The sequence below is a fragment of the Pararhizobium sp. A13 genome, assembly GCF_040126305.1.
In the GTDB taxonomy this organism is placed as follows: domain Bacteria; phylum Pseudomonadota; class Alphaproteobacteria; order Rhizobiales; family Rhizobiaceae; genus Pararhizobium.
On the sequence record NZ_CP149510.1, the window covers coordinates 115,549 to 135,603 of the forward strand.

Sequence of the window (20,055 nt, forward strand, 5' to 3'; positions counted from 1 at the left end):
TCGCATAGATGTTGAGCAGTATTCAGCTGCGGATGCCGGATTTCGAAAACCGCGGGCATGTCTAAAGTCCGCCGTCCACCGAGCTTTCTTGCGCAAACTTATACAGACAACACCTCCGCAATACTCGTCGCGGCACGAAATGCCCGGCTATCACTACCCGGAAAGTTCATCTCTGAGCGCTGACAATGTTTGCATTTTCACGGAGTAACCATAGCGTTACGCATTTGTACTATAGTCCTCACCGTGGTTTGCCGGTCGAGGGGAGGACATAATGCCGGAATCCGGTATCGGGCAGCGTAATTCCGCGGTTCTGGCTGGCATACTGGTGCTTGCCGCCCTGTTTCGTCTCCACGATGTCCAGCAACCCTTGATCGATGCCTTTAGCTGGCGCGAAGCAAGTACGGCCATGATGGCCGATAATTTCATGACACGCAGCTGGAACATCTTCTTTCCGCAGGTCAGCTGGACCGGTCCGGGTCCCTCCTATCAGGGTCGCGAACTTCAGATCATCTCCTACATCACCGCCCTGCTCTACAGCCTGTTCGGCTGGCACGACTGGCTGGGGCGCCTTGTCGCGATTGCCTTCGGCCTCTGGGGCGTCCTTGCACTGCATCGGTTGATCAATCGCGTGTGGGACACGGCGCACGCTCACGCCGGCGCCTTTCTGCTCGCTATCATGCCCGGCGCGGTTTTCATCGACCAGTCGTTTCTTCCCGATCCTGCGATGCTGTCGCTGGTCATCACCGGTGCCTGGCTCTATGTCGTCTATCTGCAGGAAGACCGCCACGGTCTTCTGGTGCTCGCGGGCGCGATTACGACATTGGGCGTGCTGGCGAAGCTGCCCGGCATCGCCGTGGTCGCTCCGATGACCTATGCGACATTCTCCATTCTTGAGGTGAGAGGCAGGCTCAACCCGCGTCGCATCCTGCAGATCCTGCCGGTCGCGCTGATCGCCGGCGCGCTGATCCTCGCGTACTACCGATGGGCGCTCTATGTCGGCACGAACTATCCGCCCTATCATGTTGCTGGCAGCGGCTATCTATGGGACGACGGGCTGTCCAAATTCCTCAGCCAGGCTTTTTACCTTCCCGCCGCATGGAAGATCGCCAGCAGCTGGCTCTTTTCCCTGCCCGTCCTGATACTCGCCGGCATAGCCCTGCTGGTGACGCCGCCGGGCATGACCGACCCGGCGCGCCACAAGGCCCCGTGGTTTTTCCATGTCTGGTTCGCCGGCGCCGTTTTGGTCTATTTCTTCGCCGCGCGCGAGATCAAAACCAATCCGTGGAATTTCCATATCTTCAGCGTGCCGGTGGCTGTAATGGCGGGCCGGGGGCTTATCCTATTGACCGCCATTGACGGCCGCCACCCAGGCTCGCGATGGCGCTGGCTGCGATTGGCATCCATCGTGGGCGTCGTCATCGTCGGCGGCAGCATTCCAGGGCTCCAGCTCATGAAGACACCCTACGCCCAATCCGGCCACAAGCTTGGTGTGCAGCTGAGCTCTCTCAGCAAGCCCGGCGATCTGGTGATTGCCGCATCAGCCACGATCGGCGATCCGATAGCGATCTATTATAGCCGACGTCGGGGCTGGGTCTTCCCGCCAGGCGGCGGGATGAACGACTGGTCGGTGCTTCCGGACGACGGCGAGGCGATCGACATGCTGGAGACGCTGCGGGCGAAAGACGCGGCGTGGTTCGGTGTCGCGAAAAATGCACGCGACTCGAAGGGGCGCAAGCTCCTCGAATACAACACGGGCCTTATTGCGCATCTCGACAAGACAGCCGAGCGTGTCATCGATGACGACACCCTGCTGATTTACCGGCTTGCGCCGCCAACCGCGTCTTATCGAGGGAGCCGCATGAAAAGGGCTGTCGGTCCCACACAATCATCTTCTAACGCGGAACCAGCGACGCAAGGGTTTTAGGGTCAAAGCGCCAGTCCGGTGAACCGTATCCCAGGGGCCAGCGGTAGGGCTCCCTGTCATTGAAGAACAGGATCGTCTCCAACAGCGGGAACTGCGTTTTATAGTCCTGCGAATTGAAAATCTCCGCGTACCAGCCTTGCTTGTAGGTCTGGCTCCCGGAAACACCGAGTTCCGCTATCATGACGGGCTTGCGAAACTCCCGAACGCGCTCATATTTTTCCTCGACCGTTTCACTGAAACGCCTGGGCCGGTTCCAATAGTCGATGTCCATCTTCTCAAGGCCCCAGACGGGAATCCCGACGATATCGACGAATTCGTCGCCAGGATAATAGGCGGCGAGGTTCTTGTGCCCCTTCGGCGACCATATGTAGAGGGCGTCAGGCAGGATCGCGCGGCAATGCGACACAAAATACGCGAAGGCCTTGCGATAGCCTCCCGAATCCTTTCGCGCCCATGGGTAACGGCCATCGACGTCCTCCATTTCATGTCCCCAGCGTATGTAGAGGGGAGCGCGGACGCCGCGAACCTTGTTGCAAATCCACTCGATCTCGGAATCGAAGCGCCCGTTCCGTATGTCCTTGAACAGGCGATCACCGCCTGCCCGCCAATCCGCAGCATGCGTGAAGGGCTCCACGGATATCATGAGGCCACGATGGTCGCGAATAGCACTTTTGATCTTGCGATCCAGCGCACGTTTGTCCGGCGCCTGCCAAGCCACGAAGACATGCTCGATCTGGAAATCGTCGCTGCCTTTTACCATCGATTGAGGATCGTAGACACCCATGGTGACCCGGCTCGCCGTGCGCGTGGTGGATGCAGCAGTGGCACCGATAGCCGCTGTCCTCGCCGACGTGTCCACCAGGGGCAAGCCGATCTCGGACGCTTCTCCGCCAGCCGGAGCCAGCGCAGTCGCGACAACGAGTCCCAAAAAACGTCCCCTCAGATAGCGCCAGTCCATCCGAGGCAGCAAGCGTCGTGCAGTCATGCATGGGTCCTGTCGCGCCGGCCGCCAACGCGTCGGCGCTCATGCGAAAGAAGGGCGTTCACCTGGAAATCAATTGAAGCTCCAGCGGGGCACGCATCGGGAGGTGCGGCCGAAACCGCTCGGCGAGCAGATATACGGACCCCGGCCATAGGCGATCAAACGGGTGTTCGTTTCCAAGCCCGAAACATATTTGACGCCTTTCACGGAAGCAATTTTCGCCCGCTTTTCACGGACCTCCGCAGCAGCCACGCTCTGAACCGCGCCCTTGCTGGGAGCTTGATACGGAGCAGCAGAAACCGCGTCGAGGGATGCCCGCTCGGAAGAACACGATGTGAGCAAGGACACCAGACCGACTGCGATTGCACATGAAACTCTACGAAACTGCGTCCTTACGGACGCTTCGTTTGTCCCAACGTTTTCCGAATACATCCCTGCTCCACGAGTGACCGGCCCCTGTCTCGGTTTCAGCATCTCATCTTATCGTTAACAACGGCTTTATTAGAAACTAATTGAATAGAAGATTGAATAACAGCGTTAAGAAATTTCAACCATTGTACGAAATCTGATCGGATGCACCGATTTGGCACAACACACACTCCTTTAGACAGAACAACCTTCTGTTCGCAATCTCTTTCATTAGAAATATCGGAGCGCACTGGCGCTCTCCGTCAACTCATTACTTCCCAGCGCTCAACGCGAGTGGGACTGAATGATAAGTATTATTACGCAAAGATAAGTAGAGATTCGCCAAAGGCCTAATTCCCCTGTCTCATTGTGACATCCGAAACATGTGTCTTTTCCGTTGTTTAAGAAAACCCCAAATCGTCTTTGACTTCTGTGACAATCGCGGGCATAATCATGTTAATGTATAGGTAACCATTTTTTACTTAATCGGATCGCGCCCTTCGATCTGACTTTTTCTCCGCATAAGCGGCAGAACCCGTCCAAACCTCGTGCTCTTCCCCGGAGTATTCCGCGAGTCGGCGGTTTTGCACCCATAAAATTCTGGGGATCGGTATCCATCCGCCCTTAGAATTTTGGGGGAGATCTGCGTTCGACATCTAGTTTTGTGTGGTCATGCGGGAGGCTGAAACATGACGCGAACAAACAAATCGAAAAAGGGTATTACTGAAAATATTCTGCAATTCCCTAGTAACAGGAGTAAAAAACTCAAGAAAGTACTTGTCGCGGGGGGCGCAGGCTTTCTTGGCTCGCATCTGTGTGAATTGCTTCTGGCGACAGACCACGACGTCATCTGCGTCGATGACCTTTCAACGGGACGCGTCGAAAACATCAATCACTTGTTCGACCTGCCGAATTTCGCCTTCAGGCGCCACGATGTCCGGTCGACGCTCAACGTCAAGGTCGATGCGATCTTCAATTTTGCAAGTCCGGCATCGCCTCCTGCCTATCAGGCCGACCCTATCGGCACGCTCTTCACCAATATTATCGGGGCCCGAAACCTGCTGGAGCTTGCCCGCCGCCGGGATGCAACCATTGTCCAGGCATCGACCTCGGAAGTGTATGGCGATCCGCTGGTGTCGCCACAGCGCGAAGACTACCACGGCAATGTCAGCCCGATAGGGCCTCGCGCCTGCTATGACGAAGGAAAGCGCTGCGCGGAGACCCAGTTTTTCGACTTCCACCGCCTCTTTGGCCTCAAGATCAAAGTCGCCCGGATATTCAATACCTATGGGCCGCGCATGCGCCCCGATGATGGACGTGTCGTTTCGAATTTCATCGTCCAGGCACTGCGCAATGAGCCCATCACCATCTATGGATCCGGACTTCAAACCCGTTCGTTTTGCTACGTCGACGATCTGATCGGCGGGTTCCTGAAATTTCTGAACACATCGCCGGACGTGACCGGACCGATCAATCTCGGCAACCCCACCGAGCTGACCATGATCGACTTGGCCGAGCGCATCATTCGCCTCACCAATTCAAAGTCTCCGATCGTCCATCAGCTTGCTGCCGTTGACGACCCGCAGCGGCGCCGGCCCGATATCAGCCTGGCGGCCGCGCAGCTTGGCTGGCGTCCGTACGTCGATATCGAGGACGGCCTCCTCTCGACCATCGCCTATTTCGACCGCATCCTGCGGCATGCGGCGGCAAACAACTGAGAGGTGACGGGGTGGATACTGTTCTCGTCACCGGCGGCGCTGGTTATATTGGAAGCCATACTTGTAAGCTTTTGCATCAATCAGGTTTCACGCCTGTCGCTTATGACAATCTCGCAACGGGCACCAAGGAGAATGTAAAATGGGGACCACTCGTTCGCGGTGACGTGCGCGACCGGGACCAGTTGAAACATGCCATCAAACTCTGGCAGCCAGTCTGCGTCATTCATTTCGCCGCATCGGCCTATGTGGGTGAGTCCATGGTCGATCCGCGCAAGTATTATAACAACAATGTCGCCGGCATCCTCTCGTTGCTCGACACATGTGTGGACATAAAGCTCCGGAATATCGTCTTCTCGAGCAGCTGCGCCACCTATGGCGTCCCGACAGAATTGCCGATTGCCGAGGCCAGTCCGCAAGCCCCGATAAACCCTTACGGGCGCACCAAGCTGATCGGCGAAATGATGCTGCGGGACTACGCTGCGGCCTATAAAATCCGTTATGTCGCGCTTCGCTATTTCAATGCGGCCGGCGCCGACATCGACGGCGAGCTCCGCGAGCGACACGATCCGGAAACCCATCTCATTCCCCGCGCGCTCATGGCCGCGGCAGGCAGAATCCCCGAGCTGACCGTCTTCGGCGACGACTACGATACACCTGACGGCACTTGCATTCGCGATTATGTCCACGTGTCGGATCTCGCCCAGGCGCATGTGTCGGCGGTCCACCATCTGATCGCCGGCGGCAAAAACCTGATGGTCAACCTGGGTTCCGGTCAGGGCACCTCCGTGCAACAGATCATCGATACGATCGAACGGCTGACGCATCGCCGCGTCCCCGTTCGTCGCGAAGCAAGGCGAGAGGGCGATCCACCCGCGCTTTACTCCGATCTCAACATGGCCACGTCCGAATTGAACTTCGCCCCGCGTTTCTCGGACATCGAAACGATCATTCGAACCGCTGCCCCGACCTTTGGACTGGAGGTCAAGCATGACGTTGTCGCGTGACCAGTCTCAGGCGAGGTCGGCACGTGCACAACAGCGCGCTGCAGCGCGCAGACCACCCGAAGCGCTGGCACCCGTCTTTGCGGGAGGGCGGCGCGTCGTCTATTTGGCGGGTGTTTTCAGCTGGCTCGCAGGCCTGATCTGGTTCTGGCAATGGTGGTTCCGGCCCGAACATTTCATCTCGCTGATGCCTTTTGTGACGTTAACACTGATCATGGCGTGGATAACGCTGCTCCCGGCTTACTTCATCTATCTGTTTGGCGGCAGCAGGCAGGCACGGCACATTGCACAGCAATGCGTTCCGGGACGTATCGCAATGGTTGTCACCAAGGCGCCGTCGGAACCGTTCGGAGTCGTTCGAAAGACGCTCAACGCAATGCTTGACCAGGTTGACTACGATTACGACGTCTGGCTGGCGGATGAGGCGCCAGATGCCGAGACGATCACATGGTGCGAGCGCCACGGTATCTTCATCTCGACCCGTCGGGGCGTGGAAGCGTATCATCGCAAGATCTGGCCGCGGCGCACGCGGTGCAAGGAAGGCAACCTTGCCTATTTCTACGATCATTACGGTTATGCCCGTTATGATTTTGTCTGCCAATTCGACGCAGACCATGTACCGGACGTGACATATCTCCGCGAGATCATGCGGCCCTTCTCGGATCCAGCCGTGGGCTACGTGTCGGCTCCGAGCATTTGCGATTCCAATGCCTCGGAAAGCTGGGCTGCACGCGGGCGGCTTCAGGCGGAAGCCAGCATGCACGGCTGCCTGCAGATCGGCTACAACAACGGCTGGGCGCCGCTTTGCATTGGTTCGCATTATGCCGTGCGAACGGCGGCACTCAAACAAATTGGTGGCCTCGGCCCCGAACTGGCGGAAGATCATTCGACCACGCTGCTGATGAATGCAGGCGGATGGAAGGGCGTTCACGCCATCGACGCGATTGCCCACGGCGAAGGTCCCCGCACCTTCGCCGATCTTGCCATTCAGGAGTTCCAGTGGTCGCGAAGCCTCGTCACGATCCTGATTCGCTATTCCAAGGACTACGTGCCGAGCCTCTCAGGCAAACTGCAATTTCAGTTCCTGTTCTCGCAGCTGTGGTATCCGCTGTTTTCGGTCTTCATGGCGGCCATGTTCCTCTTGCCGATCGTAGCACTGGCAACGGGCCGCAACTTCCTGAATGTGGCCTATCCGGATTTCCTGGCGCATATCCTGCCTCTGTCGATCTTGCTGATCGGGTTGGCCTTCTACTGGCGCTCCACCGGAACGTTCCGGCCCCACAACGCCAAGGTTCTCGGCTGGGAATCGGCCGTGTTCCTGCTTGCACGTTGGCCATGGTCGCTTGCCGGTTCTCTGTTTGCGGCGCGGGACCGGATCACCGGTTCCTTCGTCGATTTCCGGATCACGCCGAAGGACGGCAAGATCGCCGCCTACCCGCCGCTGCGGGTGCTTGTTCCTTACATCGCGATGTCGGTTTCTTCCGCGACAACCGCATTGCTTGTTTCCGATCCAGGCTCGGCCAAAGGCTACTACCTCTTCGCAATCGTGAATTCGATCGTCTACTCCGCGGTCCTGGTCGTCATCATCATCGGCCACGCCCGGGAAAACAGCCTGCCGCTGATCCCGACATCCAGGAGAGGTCTGGCGACGGCAGCAACTTTGGCGATGTGCCTCGTCGTGACCGGCAATGCCATCTATTCGCGCGGCATCCCCGGCCTCGAAGCCGTCGCATACGGGCAGGACATCATCACGTTCACCGAAACACACTTCTCCGTCGCGGGGGCGGGCCAGGGAGGCTCCCAGGTCAAGATTACGCGTTTCAAGATCAAATGGCATGGAATTTCATAATGAAAAAATTAAAGGAAACAACCAGATGAAAATTGCTATCATCGGAACAGGGTATGTCGGCCTGGTCAGCGGAACGTGCTTTGCCGCCTGGGGGCATCATGTTGTCTGCGTCGATATAGACAACGCTCGGATCGAGGCGCTCAGCCGCGGCGAAGTCGCGATATTCGAGCCTGGCCTCACCAATCTCGTGGTATCAAATCTCGAGTCCGGACATCTTCGGTTCACGATCGATCTCGAAAGCGCGGTTCGGGGCACCGACATCGTCTTCATCGCCGTCGGTACCCCGGCAAGCAATCATGATGGCGACGCGGACCTGTCCTATGTTTTCAAGGCAGCCCGGCAGACAGCCTTGGCGTTGTCCGGACCCGCATTGATCGTCACCAAATCAACCGTGCCGGTCGGCACCAGCGAGAGACTTGAAGCATTGATGCGGTCCGTTCGGACCGACATCGAATTCGAAGTTGCGTCAAATCCCGAATTCCTGCGGGAAGGTTCGGCAGTCGCCGATTTTGACAAACCGGACCGGGTGCTCATCGGCTGCGACAGCGACAGAGGAAGGGCGCTGCTTTGTGCGCTGTACCAACCCCTCTCGGACGCGGGTGTACCGATCATCGCCACCACGCGCCGCAGCGCCGAACTCACCAAATACGCCGCCAATGCGTTCCTCGCGACGAAGATCACCTTCATCAACGAAATGGCCGACCTCTGCGAGAAGGTCGGCGCCAAAGTCGATGAAATCGCGCTCGGAATGGGTCTGGACAAGCGCATCGGCGACGCCTTCCTGAAGGCCGGCCCGGGCTATGGCGGTTCCTGTTTTCCAAAGGACACCGTGGCACTCCTGCGCACAGCGCAGGAATGCGGCGTTTCGTTGCGCTTGATCGAGGAAACCATCGCCTCCAATACCTCACGCAAGCGCACACTGGCGCGCCGGCTGAGTACGCTGTTGGGCGAACCCCTGCAGTCCAAGAAAATCGCGGTGCTTGGCCTGACATTCAAGGCAGGGACGGACGATATGCGCAATGCCCCGTCGCTAACGCTCATCAACGCGCTGCAGAGCGCAGGGGCACACGTGCATGCCTTCGATCCAAGAGGCATGAAGAACGCACACGCGCTGTTGCGCGATGTGACGTTTTCCAGCAGTCCGTATGAATGCGCCGAGGACGCCGATGCGATCGTCTTGATGACGGATTGGCAATGTCTTCGAAACCTCGATTTCAAACGGCTCGGTGCGACAATGAACCGGCGCGTACTTCTCGATCTCCGCGGAGTCTACGACGTCGATACACTGGTCAACAGGTACGGCTTCACGGTCGAGCGCGTTGGCTATCCCGTCAAACGCCCACCGGATGAACGCGCCATCAGGATCAATCGTCGCGTCATCTACATCCCGCCCGGCACCGAGGTTCGCAATGGTACCCGCAACCTCTTTGACTCGCGTTTCGTCAGGGAGCGCAACGCAAACGATAGGAAGGAGCTTGACCATGATTAAAGTCGCACGAAAACCTGGCAACGGAGTGCCCGTGCTGCCCACTGCCAAACTTTTAGAGGAAGACACCGTCTAACCGAACATGGATAGCTCAAGAAGAGCTCAACCTTTCGGCCAGCCAAGGAGGCTGACATGACACACAGACTTGTAAGAACCGTCGCGGGAGGCGCCCTTTTGCTGATGCCCGTGACGCCCATCATCGCCGGCGCGACCCTTTGGCCCGCCTACGCGGAAGATACGGTTATGAAAGCAACCGTGGCCGACAAGCGGCCGGTCTTGCACCCAAACGCGACAAAATTCGGCGCTTATGACCCCTATGGTGATTTTGGCACGCAAACCGGTGTCGAGACCGAAGCTCTTTTCCTGCCTTGGGAAGACGTCGATCTCACAACCTTGAGCGTGGCCGACGAATACGCCTTGCAGCGGAAACGTAAGCTCCTGATCACCATCGAACCGTGGTCCTGGAACGAAGATTGGCGGCTCAGTTCCGACGACTTGCGCAGGAAGGTGCTGGCCGGGGACTATGATGCGAACATCAAGGCGATCTCCGCTGTGGTGAAGACCTTGAAGAGCCCTGTGATCATTCGCTGGGGCCAGGAAATGGAAGACAAATCCGGCCGCTTCTCGTGGTCCGATTGGCCCCCGCAGGACTATATCAAGGCCTACAGGAAAGTTGCCGAGCAGTTTCGCAAAGATACCCCCGCCGTTCAGATCATGTGGTCTCCAAAAGGGTCGGAGGGGTTGGAGAAATACTATCCCGGCGATAACTATGTTGATCTCGTCGGTCTCTCGGTCTTTGGCCTGCAGGAGTATGACATCAGGACCTATGGCGCGCCCAGGACCTTCAAGGAAGCATTGAAGCCGGGCTACGAGCGGGTGGCACCGTTCAAAAAGCCCATCTGGGTTGCAGAATTGGGTTATGCAGGCGACGCCAACTACATGCAGCCGTGGATCCAGACCGTGACCGCCAAGGACGCCCAGTTTCCGGATCTCAAGGAAGTGGTCTATTTCAACGACCGCGACGTCCATGCGTGGCCTTTCGAGCTCGGCCGGCCGAACTGGCGTGTGAAGCCCGATTCGAGCGTGAACTAACCCCGGCTCTCGAATGGCCGCGGCGCATCTGGTGTCGAGCGTATGCGAGGCTCAAGCCCGGTGAGCATGACGATAGTGACGGCCGGACGCGACGCGCCGCACGGCGGCTGACGTGCGTTAAGCTGATTGTGATGCCATGGAACCGCCGGATCGGTCCGTGGCGTCTAGTTGTGTTTCCAAACGTGCCCTGATGCAGCAGGCGTCACCAATCGCGGACGATCTGGCGGTGTTTTCGAATTGGTCGGGACGTTCTACGCCGCAAGAGCGACGGCAACGGCCTTGCGAATATCCGGCAAAGTGAAGGGTTTGGAGACGACGTCGATGACCTTGCCGGACAGATTGTCCGCCCTTTCGCGCTGTTCGGCGTAACCCGTCATCAAAAGGATCTTCAGGGCCGGAAAGGCGGCCGACGCTTCATGGGCGAGTTCGATGCCGTCCATGACGGGCATGCGGATATCGGACAAAAGCAAGTCGAAGCGCCCGCCGCGCAGGAAGGCCAGCCCCTCGGCGCCATCGGCAGCCTCGACGGTTTCATGACCGTCCAATTGTAGCGCCCGGGCAACGAAACGGCGCAGGCCGTCCTCATCTTCAGTAATCAGGATTTTCGCCATCATGGCCTCCGTTTCGGCAACAAAACTCCGCGGGGTCTGCGCTATGCAAAGCGCCATGCCCCTCACCCGCAGCACATCGCTGCGGGGTCACACCACCAGAGTTTTCTTTGTTTTCCGTAAACGCGGATGGCCAGATCAGCGCTGTCCCCGGCCGGATGGTTATTCCGCGTCGCCGGTGACGATGCCGACGAAGGGCAATTCGCGGAACGCATAGGCGACATCCATGCCGTAGCCGACGACGAAATAGTCCGGGCATTCGAAGCCGACATAATCCGCTTCGAGGTCGGTCTGACGCTTCACCTTCTTGTCGAGAAGAACCGCGATCGAGACCGACTTGGCGCCGCGCTCATACATCAGTTCCTTGGCGAAACGCAGGGTGCGACCCGACTCGAGGATGTCGTCGATCAACAGAATGTCACGGCCATGCACGTCGCTGTCGATGTCCTTGATGATCCGGACGCCCTGCGACACCGTGCCGGTGCCGTAGCTCGACAGCGTGATGAACTCGACTTCCGGCGCAAGGCCGGTCGCATGCATGGCGCGGATCAGGTCGGCGGCGAAAATGAAGGACCCCTTCAGAACCGCTATGACGAGCAGATCGTTCATCGGTCCCTGTCCGATCTTTTCGGCCAATTCGATATTGCGCGCCGCAATGGTTTCGGCGGAGTAGAGCGGTTCGATGTTTTTCCCACGGACGACGGGCATGTGGAAGTCTCCAGAAATGGTCATGGAGACTGCGTGCTAGGCCTCCGGAAGCTAGCCGCTTAGCACAGTCACGGGGACGAATCACCCTTTTCGCCAAAGGAAACCGTCACGTCCGGCAGTTTTCCACCTGCGTGTGGGAGGCGCGTCGAGAACGGGCGGCTTTCGCCGGGTGCAAGCGCCGCCTCGCCCGAGAATATCCGGCTGGCCGTGCGTTTCCGTCCACCGGCGATGACATCGACCTGGATCGTCGGCACGGCCTTCGGCGCATCGGAAAGATTTTCGACGGCGCCGTAGACCGAAACAATCTTCATGCCGTTGGCGTCGCTGAGCGCCGTGGTGACGCCCTTGATGGACAAGGCCGGAGATGCAACGGCCGGCTGATGATGGGAAAGACCGGCGAAAAGCAGGAAGACGGGCGCACACAGGCACGTCACGAGCACCGCAAACGCCTTGGGCGACGCCGTCTGGAGCAGGCGTTCAAGATGGTTCACCGCCCATGGAAGAACCGACGCAACGCGTGTCCCGCCGGCAACGCCGCGCGTTTGTTGCAGACGTGCGGCGGGTCGGCGATTGTCATTGAAGACCGGATAGACATTGCGGCGGCTGGTTGCCGGGACGATCTCGAATTCCGCGTCGATGATATCCGTCGCGCGCGAAGCACTTGACCTTTGGACGGAGCACTGAGGACGATCGGGCGGCAGAAGGTCCATCCGGCAGGCGGAATTGCCCCTGTTGGAACGGAAAGCGTTCATGGTCTCTCCTCTCGCAGCCACACCGGCCACGCCAGAATGCCGGGATTGGCCAACGGCCAGAATCGGGCATTGAAACAAACCTTTCCGAGACGTAAACCTAAATGGTTAATGCTTCGAAAATGATGCCCGCAAACCAGCTGCTTTCATCGAAAATTAACCATTGTTTAACCATGTTGGGAGCTTAGCAGTGAGCGCGACGCCGTTTCCTGTGGCAGAGGCCATCAACCCGCCGGAAATGCGTGGCAAGAAGCCTGACGAGAAGCTGGACGGACCCGTTGATTCACTTTGAAAATGTCGGATTGCGCTATGGAATGGGTCCGGAAATCCTCCGCGATCTGACCTTCGACATTCCCAAAAAGTCCTTCCAGTTCCTGACCGGCCCGTCAGGCGCCGGCAAGACGACGCTGCTCAGGCTGCTGTTCCTTTCATTGAGGCCGACACGCGGCCTGATCCGCATGTTCGACCGCAACATCTCGACCATTCCGCGCGAGGAATTCCCGATGCTGCGCCGCCGCGTCGGCATCGTCTTCCAGGACTTCCGCCTGCTCGATCACCTGACCACCTACGAGAATGTCGCGCTGCCCCTGCGCGTGCGGGGCAAGGACGAATCGTCCTACCGCGCCGACGTTCTCGAACTTCTTGGCTGGGTCGGGCTCGGCGAGCGCATCAACGTCCTGCCGCCGGTCCTCTCGGGCGGCGAGAAGCAACGCGCGGCGATCGCTCGCGCCCTGATCGACCGACCGGAAATTCTGCTCGCCGACGAACCGACCGGCAACGTCGATCCGCCGATGGCGCGGCGTCTCCTGAACCTCTTTCTCGAACTCAACCGGCTCGGCACCGCCGTCGTCATTGCCACCCATGATCTTTCGCTGATGGACCAGGTCGAGGCGCGGCGCATGATCCTCTCGCAGGGGCGGCTCGACATCTATGAGTGAAGCCCCGCTCGCCAACCATCCGCAGCCGGCAGCGCCCCCGGAGCGCAAGGCGGCGCTACGCGTGCGGCCGACGGCGCCGATCGTGCCGCCGGGCAATGTCTCCGGCAATGCGCTGATGCTGGTGATCGCCATCATGGCCTTCCTCGCCTGCCTGACGCTCGGCGCGGTCAGCATGGTGCGCTCGACGGCGCAGAGCTGGCAGAGCCAGATTTCCCGCGAGATCACCATCCAGATCAAGCCGGACGAAAAGCTGGACATGGAAAAGGCGCTTGCCGACGCACGCGACCTGGCCCTGACCTTCGACGGCACCACCGACGGCAACATCGTCGACAAGGAGGCAACCGCACGGCTGCTTGAGCCGTGGCTTGGCGAAGGCCTCGACCTCGACGACCTGCCGGTGCCGCGCCTCGTCATCATCACCATCGACGAGAAAAACCCGCCCGATTTCGCCGCGATGCGTAAGATGCTGACGGAGACCATCCCGCAGGCCTATCTCGACGATCACCGCACCTGGGTCGATCGGCTGGTCGCCATGGCGCATACGACGGCGCTGATCGGCACCGGCGTGCTGGTGCTGGTTTTTTCGGCCATGGTGCTGACCGTCATCTTCGCGACGCGCGGAACGCTGTCGGGCAACCGGCATATCGTCGAGGTCCTGCATTTCGTCGGAGCCGAGGCCGGGTTCGTCGCCTCCGAGTTCCAGAAACATTTCCTCAAGATCAGCCTCAAGGGCGCCGGCGCCGGCGGCCTCTTGGCCGCGACCTGCTTTGCGATCGCGAGCTTCTGGCAGTCGCGCTCGATCGCCACGCCGCAAAGCGACCAGGCGACCGCCCTGTTTGGCAGCTTTACCATCGGCTATACGGGTTACCTCGGCATCGCTGCGATCATGATCGTCATCGCACTTCTGACCACATTGACCGCGCGGTTCACGGTGATGCGGACGATCTACGAGATCGACCTGATCCGCTCCGATCCGGCCCGTATCGATACGTATCAGAACTGACGCACATGATTGCATTGCCTCGCATCCCTTCCTTGCCGCAATCTGTCCGTATGGAAGAATCACAATGGCTGGCGAAGCGCCCAGGACAGGAATGAGCGAAAGCGGCGGCATGCGGCGGAAAGGCGCGCGGGTGCGCAGGCATGTCAGCCTTCGCCGGCGGTTGGTGCGGCTGACGTTCTACGTGCTGCTGCTCATCGCCGGCAGCGCAACGGCAGGCTTCCTCTATTTCGCCGATTCCGTCGCCTCGCTGCAGCCGCCAGCCAACCCCAGAGCCGACGCCATCGTTGTCCTGACGGGCGGTTTCCAGCGGATCGATCAGGCCGTTGAACTCTTGAAAGGTGGAGCGGGCAAGCGGCTGCTCATCTCCGGCGTCCACCCCTCGACGACGGGCGGCCAGATCCGCCGCAACACACAGAGCTCCGCCGACCTCTTCAAATGCTGCGTCGATATCGGCCATGACGCGATCGACACGATCGGCAATGCCAACGAAACCGCCAACTGGATTCGCAGCAACGGCTACCGCAGCATTCTCGTCGTCACCAACAACTACCACATGCCACGCAGCCTGCTCGAATTGCGCCGCGCCAACCCGGGCATCGAGTTCATTGCCTATCCGGTCGTCAATTCCGACCTGAAGAGCACCAACTGGCTGCACAATCCGATGGTGCTGAAGACGATCCTTTCCGAATACGTCAAACTGACCATCGCATCCGCGCGCGACACGCTCGGCGCCCATCCGGCAAGCGGCCTTCGCACCGAAGGCAAGGACGCCACCGCATCCGGAAACTGAGCGGCAAGGCTAGAAACCCGCAAGGGAAGCGGTTTTCCTTCCCGGAATATTCGTGTAGGCAGCGGTCAGTTCTTTGCTGCGAAAGCCTGCCTGATGATCATCCTGCGTTCGGTCCTGTTCAACATCGCGTTCTATATCAACCTGATTGCCCAGATGATCGTGATGACGCCGATCTATTTCCTGGTGCCCCGCAAGACAGCATGGTTCGTTCCGAAGAACTGGGCCCGCAGCAATCACTGGTTGTTCAAGACGATCGTCGGTACGACATTCGAGATCGAGGGTCTCGAGAATATCCCGAAGGAGGGATATATCTTCGCCCCCAAGCATCAGTCCTTCTGGGACGTCTATGCGCTGCTGCCCTGGCTGTCCGATCCCTTCTTCATCCTGAAGCGCGAACTCGTCTGGATCCCGCTGTTCGGCTGGTACGTCCAGAAACAGCGGATGGTGCCGGTCGATCGCGGCGCCCGCGGCAGGGTGATGGCGGCGGTGATGCAGCGCACCAAGGACGAAATGGCGACCGGCCGCCAGTTGATCATCTACCCCGAAGGCACGCGCCGCCCGCCAGGCGCGCCGCCGCACTACAAATACGGCATCGCCCGCCTCTACCGCGATCTCGCCGTGCCGGTGGTCCCGGTCGTCATGCATCCCGGCCTGTTCTGGCCGCGCCGCAAATTCCTGCGGTTCCCCGGCCATTTCAAGGTGCGCATCCTGCCGCCGATCGAAGCCGGTCTCGATCCCGATGTCTTTCTGCAGACACTGGTCGATGTGATGGAAAAGGCCAGCGATCAGCTGCTGGTGGAAACGGTGAAGGACAATCCGCACTTGCCGCTGCCGCCGACGGCAGCCCAGCGGCTGAAGGAATTGCAGGCTCAGGCCTGAGCCTGCATCCGTTTGACGGTGGCTGCCACTTCTTCGAGCCAGTGATCGCGAATGCCCATCTCCTGCAGATGGGCAAGCGTGTTCATCACATACTCCGTGTTGGCGCCCGATTTGCCATGCGACACGGCAACCGTCGCGGCCGCTTCCTCGGCGCTCAGCGCGCCGGCATATTGCACATGGTTGCGGTCGATGATGTAGGTGAGCGCCGGTACGCGCCGCCCGTCGGCAAGCTTAACCGGCATGGTGCGTTCCTTGTAGACATGGGTGACCAGCTCGCGCTCGCGCAGGTAGTCGATGACGTCAGTCTTGTCCTTCTGAGTCACCTTGAAGGCCATGCCACGGCAGGAGCCGCCATAGTCGAGGCCGAGCACCAGGCCGGGGCGTTCCTGCGTGCCGCGGTGCACCCAGGAGCGGACGCAGAGCGCGCGCCGGTAGCCGAAAGCCCGGGCCGTCATCTTGTTTTCGAAGGCAAAGCCGGGGTTCCACATCAGGGAACCGTAGCCAAAGACCCAAAAATCGTCCATATCCACTGCCATTCACTTTGACGCCATCCCGATGCCGCCGAACGGCGCCGGGATGGCCGACAGACAACTCTGGTGCTTTCCTAGCGTATAAGATCGCCAATCGGAATCGGTTTCCTGAACGATTGCTCGCAAACGGGAAGACGCCAGCAGCCGGTCCCGGTGCAGCAGCATCAGAGATGGGCGATATCCTTGGAGCAGACCATGACAGCAGCAGACATTGCCGAACCCAGCGCCGGGAGCCGAAAGATCCGATGGCTGGCGATCGGTATCCTCCTGTTTCTGGGCGTCTATTCCGGCGCATGGTTTTTTGCGGCAAACCAGATCGAGACGCGGCTGCCGGCCTTTCTGAGCGAGAATAAAGGCACCGGATCATCGGCCGAATGCGGCGGCATGACCGTGCGCGGCTTCCCTTTCCGCATCGGCCTGTTCTGCGACACGGTCCGCCTTGACGATGCGGCACGTGGAGCCTCCGCGTCGTTCGGCGCGCTGCGCTCGGCAGCCCAGGTCTACCAGCCGGGACATGCGGTGATCGAACTCGACGGCCCGGCGGAAATCCGCGTGTCGCCTGGCCTGTCCGTCTCGGCCGCCTGGTCGCTGCTGCATGCCAGCATGCAAGCCACCCTTTCCGGCCTCGACCGGACCTCGATGACCTATGACCAGCTTTCGGGAACCGCCGTTTTGCCGGCGATGGAAGAGGAAGCAATAGTCGGTGCTACGCACAAACTCGCCTTCGGCGCCGGACATGGCGAGGCGCATTTCCGGCAGAACGGTCCGGATCTCGACGCCGCTCTCAGCGTCGATGGTTTCGATGCCAAGGTGGATGGCGGGCCAAGCCTGCTGCCGCTGCTCAATGCGAGCGCGGATATGACATTTGTCGATCGCGCGTCTCTGATGAATGCCGGAGGGCTGCAGCCGGGCGCGCTTCGCAACAGCAAGGGGGAAATGCGCAACCTCACTCTCGATCTCGGCAACGGCATGGTCACCACCGCAACCGGCCCCTTCGCCGTCAACGATCGGGGGCTGATCTCCGGCGAGTTCAGCGTCACGATGAAGAACATCGAAGGCTGGCGTCAGAACCTCGTCAAGGTGTTTTCGAATGAGGACGGAACGGCCATGGTCAACAACATCGCCAACATGCTGACGGCGCTGGCCGACGGCAAGAACGAGGCGACCGTGAAGCTGAATGTCCGCGACGGCATCGCGTTCCTCGCCTTCTTCCCGATCGGTGAGCTACCGCAGCTATAAGCCACGGCTTAGCCGCTACTTCTGATCCATCGCGTGGCGGCCGAAGTCGGCCATCTCGGTGTCCTGGCCTGCCTGGATGATCGAGCGGCGGATGGCGCGGGTGCGGGTGAAGAGGTCAAACAGCTTTTCGCCATCACCCCAGCGGATCGCCCGCTGCAGGTAAGCGAGGTCCTCCGAGAACCGTGCCAGCATTTCGAGGATCGCGTCCTTGTTGTGCAGGCACACGTCCCGCCACATGGTCGGGTCGGAGGCGGCAAGACGGGTGAAATCGCGAAAACCGGACGCAGAATATTTTATCACTTCCGATTCGGTCACCGCTTCCAGATCGTCGGCCGTGCCGACGATATTGTAGGCGATGATGTGCGGCAGGTGCGAAACGATCGCCAGAACCTTGTCGTGGTGCTCCGGGTCCATATCGTCGACCATCGAGCCCAGCGTTTCCCAGAAGGTCCTGAGCTTTGCCTTCGCTGCCTCGTCGGTCTCCGGCAGCGGCGTCAGGATGCACCAGCGCCCCTTGAACAGGCCGATGAAGCCGGCATCCGGACCGGAATATTCCGTGCCGGCGATCGGGTGACCCGGAATGAAGTGGACGCCTTGCGGCATATGCGGCGCCATCTGGGCGATGACAGAGCCTTTGGTCGAACCCACATCCGTGACGATCGCACCGGGCTTCAAATTGGCCGCGATCTCAGCGGCGACAGCACCGGACGCACCGACCGGAACGGAAACGATGACTAGATCGGCATCCTTCACAGCCTCGGCGGCCGACGTCGTGTAGCGGTCGCCGAGCCCAAGTTCCTGAGCACGCTTCAACGTCGCGTCGCTGCGCGAGGAAACCGTGACGGAACCGGCGAGCCCCTTGTCCTTGATCTCGCGCGCGATCGACGAGCCAATCAGGCCGATACCGACCAGGGCGATGGTGTCAAACTGCTTTGCCATCACACCCTGCCCATGAACTCGGTCAACGCGGCAATCACGCCTTCATTGGCCTCTGCCGAGCCGATCGTCATACGCAGCGCATTGGGGAGGCCGTAGGCGCGCACGGACCGCAGGATGAAGCCGCGACTCGTCAGGAACTCGTCGGCCTCCGGCGCCCGCTTGCCGTCCACATCCGGGAAATGGATCAACACGAAATTGGCGACCGATGGCGTCACCTTGAGGCCGATCGCGCTAAAAGCGCCGGTAACCTTGCCGAGCCAATCGAGGTTGTGATCGACGGCGGTGGCTATGAAGGCCTGATCGCGGATGGCAGCAGCGCCGGCGGCGATGGCGGGCGCGTTCATGTTGAACGGGCCGCGGACACGGTTCAACGCATCGACGATCGCAAGCGGAGCGTACATCCAGCCGACGCGCAGCGCTGCAAGACCATAGACCTTCGAGAAGGTGCGGGTCATCACCACGTTGCGGTTCGACGAGACGAGTTCGAGACCGGCCTCATAGTCGTTGCGGCGGACATATTCGGCATAGGCGGCGTCGAGAACGAGGATGACGTGTTTCGGCAGCCCGGCCTGGAGACGGCGGATCTCTTCGACCGGAACATAGGTGCCCGTCGGATTGCCGGGATTGGCGATGAAGACGATCTTCGTCTTCTCGGTCACGGCCGCGAGGATGGCGTCGATATCGACGCGGCAATCCCTTTCCTTGACGACGACCGGTGTCGCGCCGGCGCCCATGATCTGGATCTTGTAGACGAGGAAGCCGTGCTCGGTGATGATGCCTTCGTCGCCGGGCGCCAGGTAGACGTGGCAGAGCAGGCCGAGCAGTTCGTCGGAACCGTTGCCGCAGATCAGGTTTGCGGCGTTCAGGCCATGCACGGAGGCGATCGCCTCGCGCAGTTCCACCGCCTGGCCATCCGGATAGCGCTCAAGGCTCACGGCTGCCTTCTGGAAGGCTTCGATCGCCTTCGGGCTCGCGCCCATCGGCGTTTCGTTCGAGGAAAGCTTGTGGACCTTGGCGACGCCCGGCACATGCTCCTTGCCCGGCACGTAGGCGGCAATGTCGAGAATACCGGGGCGGGGTGCGGGGCTTTGCAGTTCAGCGCTCATGGGATCAGCTTTCCGGAGACTAAAGACGAGGTCCAGCCAATACCGGCGAATGCTGATTTTGTCGAGTGTTGGCCTGTGGCTCTTTCATTCTGCTTGCGGCTTCGCC

The 20,055-nt window shown here is 59.9% G+C and carries 18 protein-coding genes; 11 read left to right on the forward strand and 7 right to left on the reverse strand.

The window, feature by feature from the left end:
• Positions 1-271: 271 nt before the first annotated feature.
• Complete coding sequence (locus WI754_RS00570; RefSeq protein ID WP_349435634.1) at positions 272-1,924, forward strand: glycosyltransferase family 39 protein; 1,653 nt, start codon at positions 272-274, stop codon at positions 1,922-1,924.
• Here the strand turns inward: WI754_RS00570 and WI754_RS00575 are convergent.
• The gene (locus WI754_RS00575) at positions 1,893-2,852 is read right to left on the reverse strand and encodes a glycosyl hydrolase (RefSeq protein ID WP_349435636.1); all 960 of its coding nucleotides are present in this window, start codon (positions 2,850-2,852) and stop codon (positions 1,893-1,895) included. The two genes, WI754_RS00570 and WI754_RS00575, sit on opposite strands and share 32 nt — an antisense overlap.
• Before the next feature lie 1,151 nt (positions 2,853-4,003).
• Between WI754_RS00575 and WI754_RS00580 the strand changes: the two genes are divergently transcribed.
• The 5 genes from WI754_RS00580 to WI754_RS00600 all read left to right on the forward strand — a co-directional run bounded on the left by WI754_RS00580 (position 4,004) and on the right by WI754_RS00600 (position 10,460).
• The gene (locus tag WI754_RS00580) at positions 4,004-5,032 is read left to right on the forward strand and encodes a UDP-glucuronic acid decarboxylase family protein (protein WP_349435637.1); all 1,029 of its coding nucleotides are present in this window, start codon (positions 4,004-4,006) and stop codon (positions 5,030-5,032) included.
• 11 nt (positions 5,033-5,043) lie between these two features.
• Positions 5,044-6,036, forward strand: coding sequence for a UDP-glucose 4-epimerase GalE (galE, locus tag WI754_RS00585; protein WP_349435638.1), 993 nt, complete (start codon positions 5,044-5,046; stop codon positions 6,034-6,036).
• Positions 6,020-7,882 (forward strand): glycosyltransferase family 2 protein, encoded by a 1,863-nt coding sequence (locus WI754_RS00590; protein WP_349435639.1) that lies wholly within the window; start codon positions 6,020-6,022, stop codon positions 7,880-7,882. The genes galE and WI754_RS00590 overlap by 17 nt, the downstream gene beginning before the upstream one ends.
• 25 nt (positions 7,883-7,907) lie before the next feature.
• On the forward strand, positions 7,908-9,371 hold the full coding sequence (locus tag WI754_RS00595; protein WP_349435640.1) for a UDP-glucose/GDP-mannose dehydrogenase family protein: 1,464 nt from the start codon (positions 7,908-7,910) through the stop codon (positions 9,369-9,371).
• Between the two features lie 129 nt (positions 9,372-9,500).
• Positions 9,501-10,460 carry a glycosyl hydrolase gene (locus tag WI754_RS00600; protein ID WP_349435642.1) on the forward strand — a complete coding sequence of 320 codons (960 nt, stop codon included), beginning with the start codon at positions 9,501-9,503 and terminating at the stop codon, positions 10,458-10,460.
• A gap of 251 nt (positions 10,461-10,711) precedes the next feature.
• Here WI754_RS00600 and WI754_RS00605 read toward each other — a convergent pair whose 3' ends face one another.
• From WI754_RS00605 to WI754_RS00615, 3 genes are all read right to left on the reverse strand, one after another.
• Positions 10,712-11,071 (reverse strand): response regulator, encoded by a 360-nt coding sequence (locus WI754_RS00605; RefSeq protein ID WP_349435643.1) that lies wholly within the window; start codon positions 11,069-11,071, stop codon positions 10,712-10,714.
• A 159-nt stretch (positions 11,072-11,230) separates the two neighbouring features.
• Positions 11,231-11,776, reverse strand: a complete 546-nt coding sequence (gene hpt, locus WI754_RS00610; RefSeq protein WP_037120496.1) for a hypoxanthine phosphoribosyltransferase — start codon at positions 11,774-11,776, stop codon at positions 11,231-11,233.
• Between the two features lie 68 nt (positions 11,777-11,844).
• Positions 11,845-12,528: a hypothetical protein gene (locus tag WI754_RS00615; RefSeq protein ID WP_349435645.1), complete on the reverse strand. Its 684-nt coding sequence runs from the start codon at positions 12,526-12,528 to the stop codon at positions 11,845-11,847.
• Positions 12,529-12,803: 275 nt separating this feature from the next.
• Here WI754_RS00615 and ftsE point away from each other — a divergent pair, with 275 nt between their 5' ends.
• From ftsE to WI754_RS00635, 4 genes are all read left to right on the forward strand, one after another.
• The gene (gene ftsE / locus WI754_RS00620) at positions 12,804-13,463 is read left to right on the forward strand and encodes a cell division ATP-binding protein FtsE (RefSeq protein ID WP_349435646.1); all 660 of its coding nucleotides are present in this window, start codon (positions 12,804-12,806) and stop codon (positions 13,461-13,463) included.
• Positions 13,456-14,466 (forward strand): ABC transporter permease, encoded by a 1,011-nt coding sequence (locus WI754_RS00625; protein ID WP_349435647.1) that lies wholly within the window; start codon positions 13,456-13,458, stop codon positions 14,464-14,466. The genes ftsE and WI754_RS00625 overlap by 8 nt, the downstream gene beginning before the upstream one ends.
• 91 nt (positions 14,467-14,557) lie before the next feature.
• On the forward strand, positions 14,558-15,256 hold the full coding sequence (locus WI754_RS00630) for a YdcF family protein (RefSeq protein ID WP_349437681.1): 699 nt from the start codon (positions 14,558-14,560) through the stop codon (positions 15,254-15,256).
• 93 nt (positions 15,257-15,349) lie between these two features.
• Complete coding sequence (locus WI754_RS00635) at positions 15,350-16,135, forward strand: 1-acyl-sn-glycerol-3-phosphate acyltransferase (RefSeq protein ID WP_349435648.1); 786 nt, start codon at positions 15,350-15,352, stop codon at positions 16,133-16,135.
• On the opposite strand, the gene WI754_RS00640 is transcribed toward WI754_RS00635, so the two are convergent.
• Positions 16,126-16,671: a gamma-glutamylcyclotransferase gene (locus tag WI754_RS00640; protein WP_349435649.1), complete on the reverse strand. Its 546-nt coding sequence runs from the start codon at positions 16,669-16,671 to the stop codon at positions 16,126-16,128. The two genes, WI754_RS00635 and WI754_RS00640, sit on opposite strands and share 10 nt — an antisense overlap.
• 189 nt (positions 16,672-16,860) lie before the next feature.
• Between WI754_RS00640 and WI754_RS00645 the strand changes: the two genes are divergently transcribed.
• Entirely contained in the window at positions 16,861-17,904 is a 1,044-nt protein-coding gene (locus WI754_RS00645) for a DUF2125 domain-containing protein (RefSeq protein ID WP_349435650.1), read from the forward strand.
• A gap of 15 nt (positions 17,905-17,919) precedes the next feature.
• On the opposite strand, the gene WI754_RS00650 is transcribed toward WI754_RS00645, so the two are convergent.
• On the reverse strand, positions 17,920-18,846 hold the full coding sequence (locus WI754_RS00650; protein WP_349435651.1) for a prephenate/arogenate dehydrogenase family protein: 927 nt from the start codon (positions 18,844-18,846) through the stop codon (positions 17,920-17,922).
• A complete protein-coding gene (gene hisC / locus WI754_RS00655; RefSeq protein WP_349435652.1) occupies positions 18,843-19,949 on the reverse strand; it encodes a histidinol-phosphate transaminase in 1,107 nt (368 codons plus the stop codon). Before hisC ends, WI754_RS00650 begins: the two co-directional genes overlap by 4 nt.
• Between the last annotated feature and the right edge of the window lie 106 nt (positions 19,950-20,055).

What these genes read in the sequence shown, in the direction of transcription:
- WI754_RS00570 (WP_349435634.1), top strand. Translation starts at nt 272, where the DNA reads ATGCCGGAATCCGGTATCGGGCAGCGTAATTCCGCGGTTCTGGCTGGC.
- WI754_RS00580 (WP_349435637.1), top strand. Translation starts at nt 4,004, where the DNA reads ATGACGCGAACAAACAAATCGAAAAAGGGTATTACTGAAAATATTCTG.
- WI754_RS00590 (WP_349435639.1), top strand. Translation starts at nt 6,020, where the DNA reads ATGACGTTGTCGCGTGACCAGTCTCAGGCGAGGTCGGCACGTGCACAA.
- WI754_RS00595 (WP_349435640.1), top strand. Translation starts at nt 7,908, where the DNA reads ATGAAAATTGCTATCATCGGAACAGGGTATGTCGGCCTGGTCAGCGGA.
- WI754_RS00600 (WP_349435642.1), top strand. Translation starts at nt 9,501, where the DNA reads ATGACACACAGACTTGTAAGAACCGTCGCGGGAGGCGCCCTTTTGCTG.
- WI754_RS00605 (WP_349435643.1), bottom strand. Translation starts at nt 11,071, where the DNA reads ATGGCGAAAATCCTGATTACTGAAGATGAGGACGGCCTGCGCCGTTTC.
- hpt (WP_037120496.1), bottom strand. Translation starts at nt 11,776, where the DNA reads ATGCCCGTCGTCCGTGGGAAAAACATCGAACCGCTCTACTCCGCCGAA.
- WI754_RS00615 (WP_349435645.1), bottom strand. Translation starts at nt 12,528, where the DNA reads ATGAACGCTTTCCGTTCCAACAGGGGCAATTCCGCCTGCCGGATGGAC.
- WI754_RS00625 (WP_349435647.1), top strand. Translation starts at nt 13,456, where the DNA reads ATGAGTGAAGCCCCGCTCGCCAACCATCCGCAGCCGGCAGCGCCCCCG.
- WI754_RS00630 (WP_349437681.1), top strand. Translation starts at nt 14,558, where the DNA reads ATGAGCGAAAGCGGCGGCATGCGGCGGAAAGGCGCGCGGGTGCGCAGG.
- WI754_RS00635 (WP_349435648.1), top strand. Translation starts at nt 15,350, where the DNA reads ATGATCATCCTGCGTTCGGTCCTGTTCAACATCGCGTTCTATATCAAC.
- WI754_RS00640 (WP_349435649.1), bottom strand. Translation starts at nt 16,671, where the DNA reads ATGGCAGTGGATATGGACGATTTTTGGGTCTTTGGCTACGGTTCCCTG.
- WI754_RS00645 (WP_349435650.1), top strand. Translation starts at nt 16,861, where the DNA reads ATGACAGCAGCAGACATTGCCGAACCCAGCGCCGGGAGCCGAAAGATC.
- hisC (WP_349435652.1), bottom strand. Translation starts at nt 19,949, where the DNA reads ATGAGCGCTGAACTGCAAAGCCCCGCACCCCGCCCCGGTATTCTCGAC.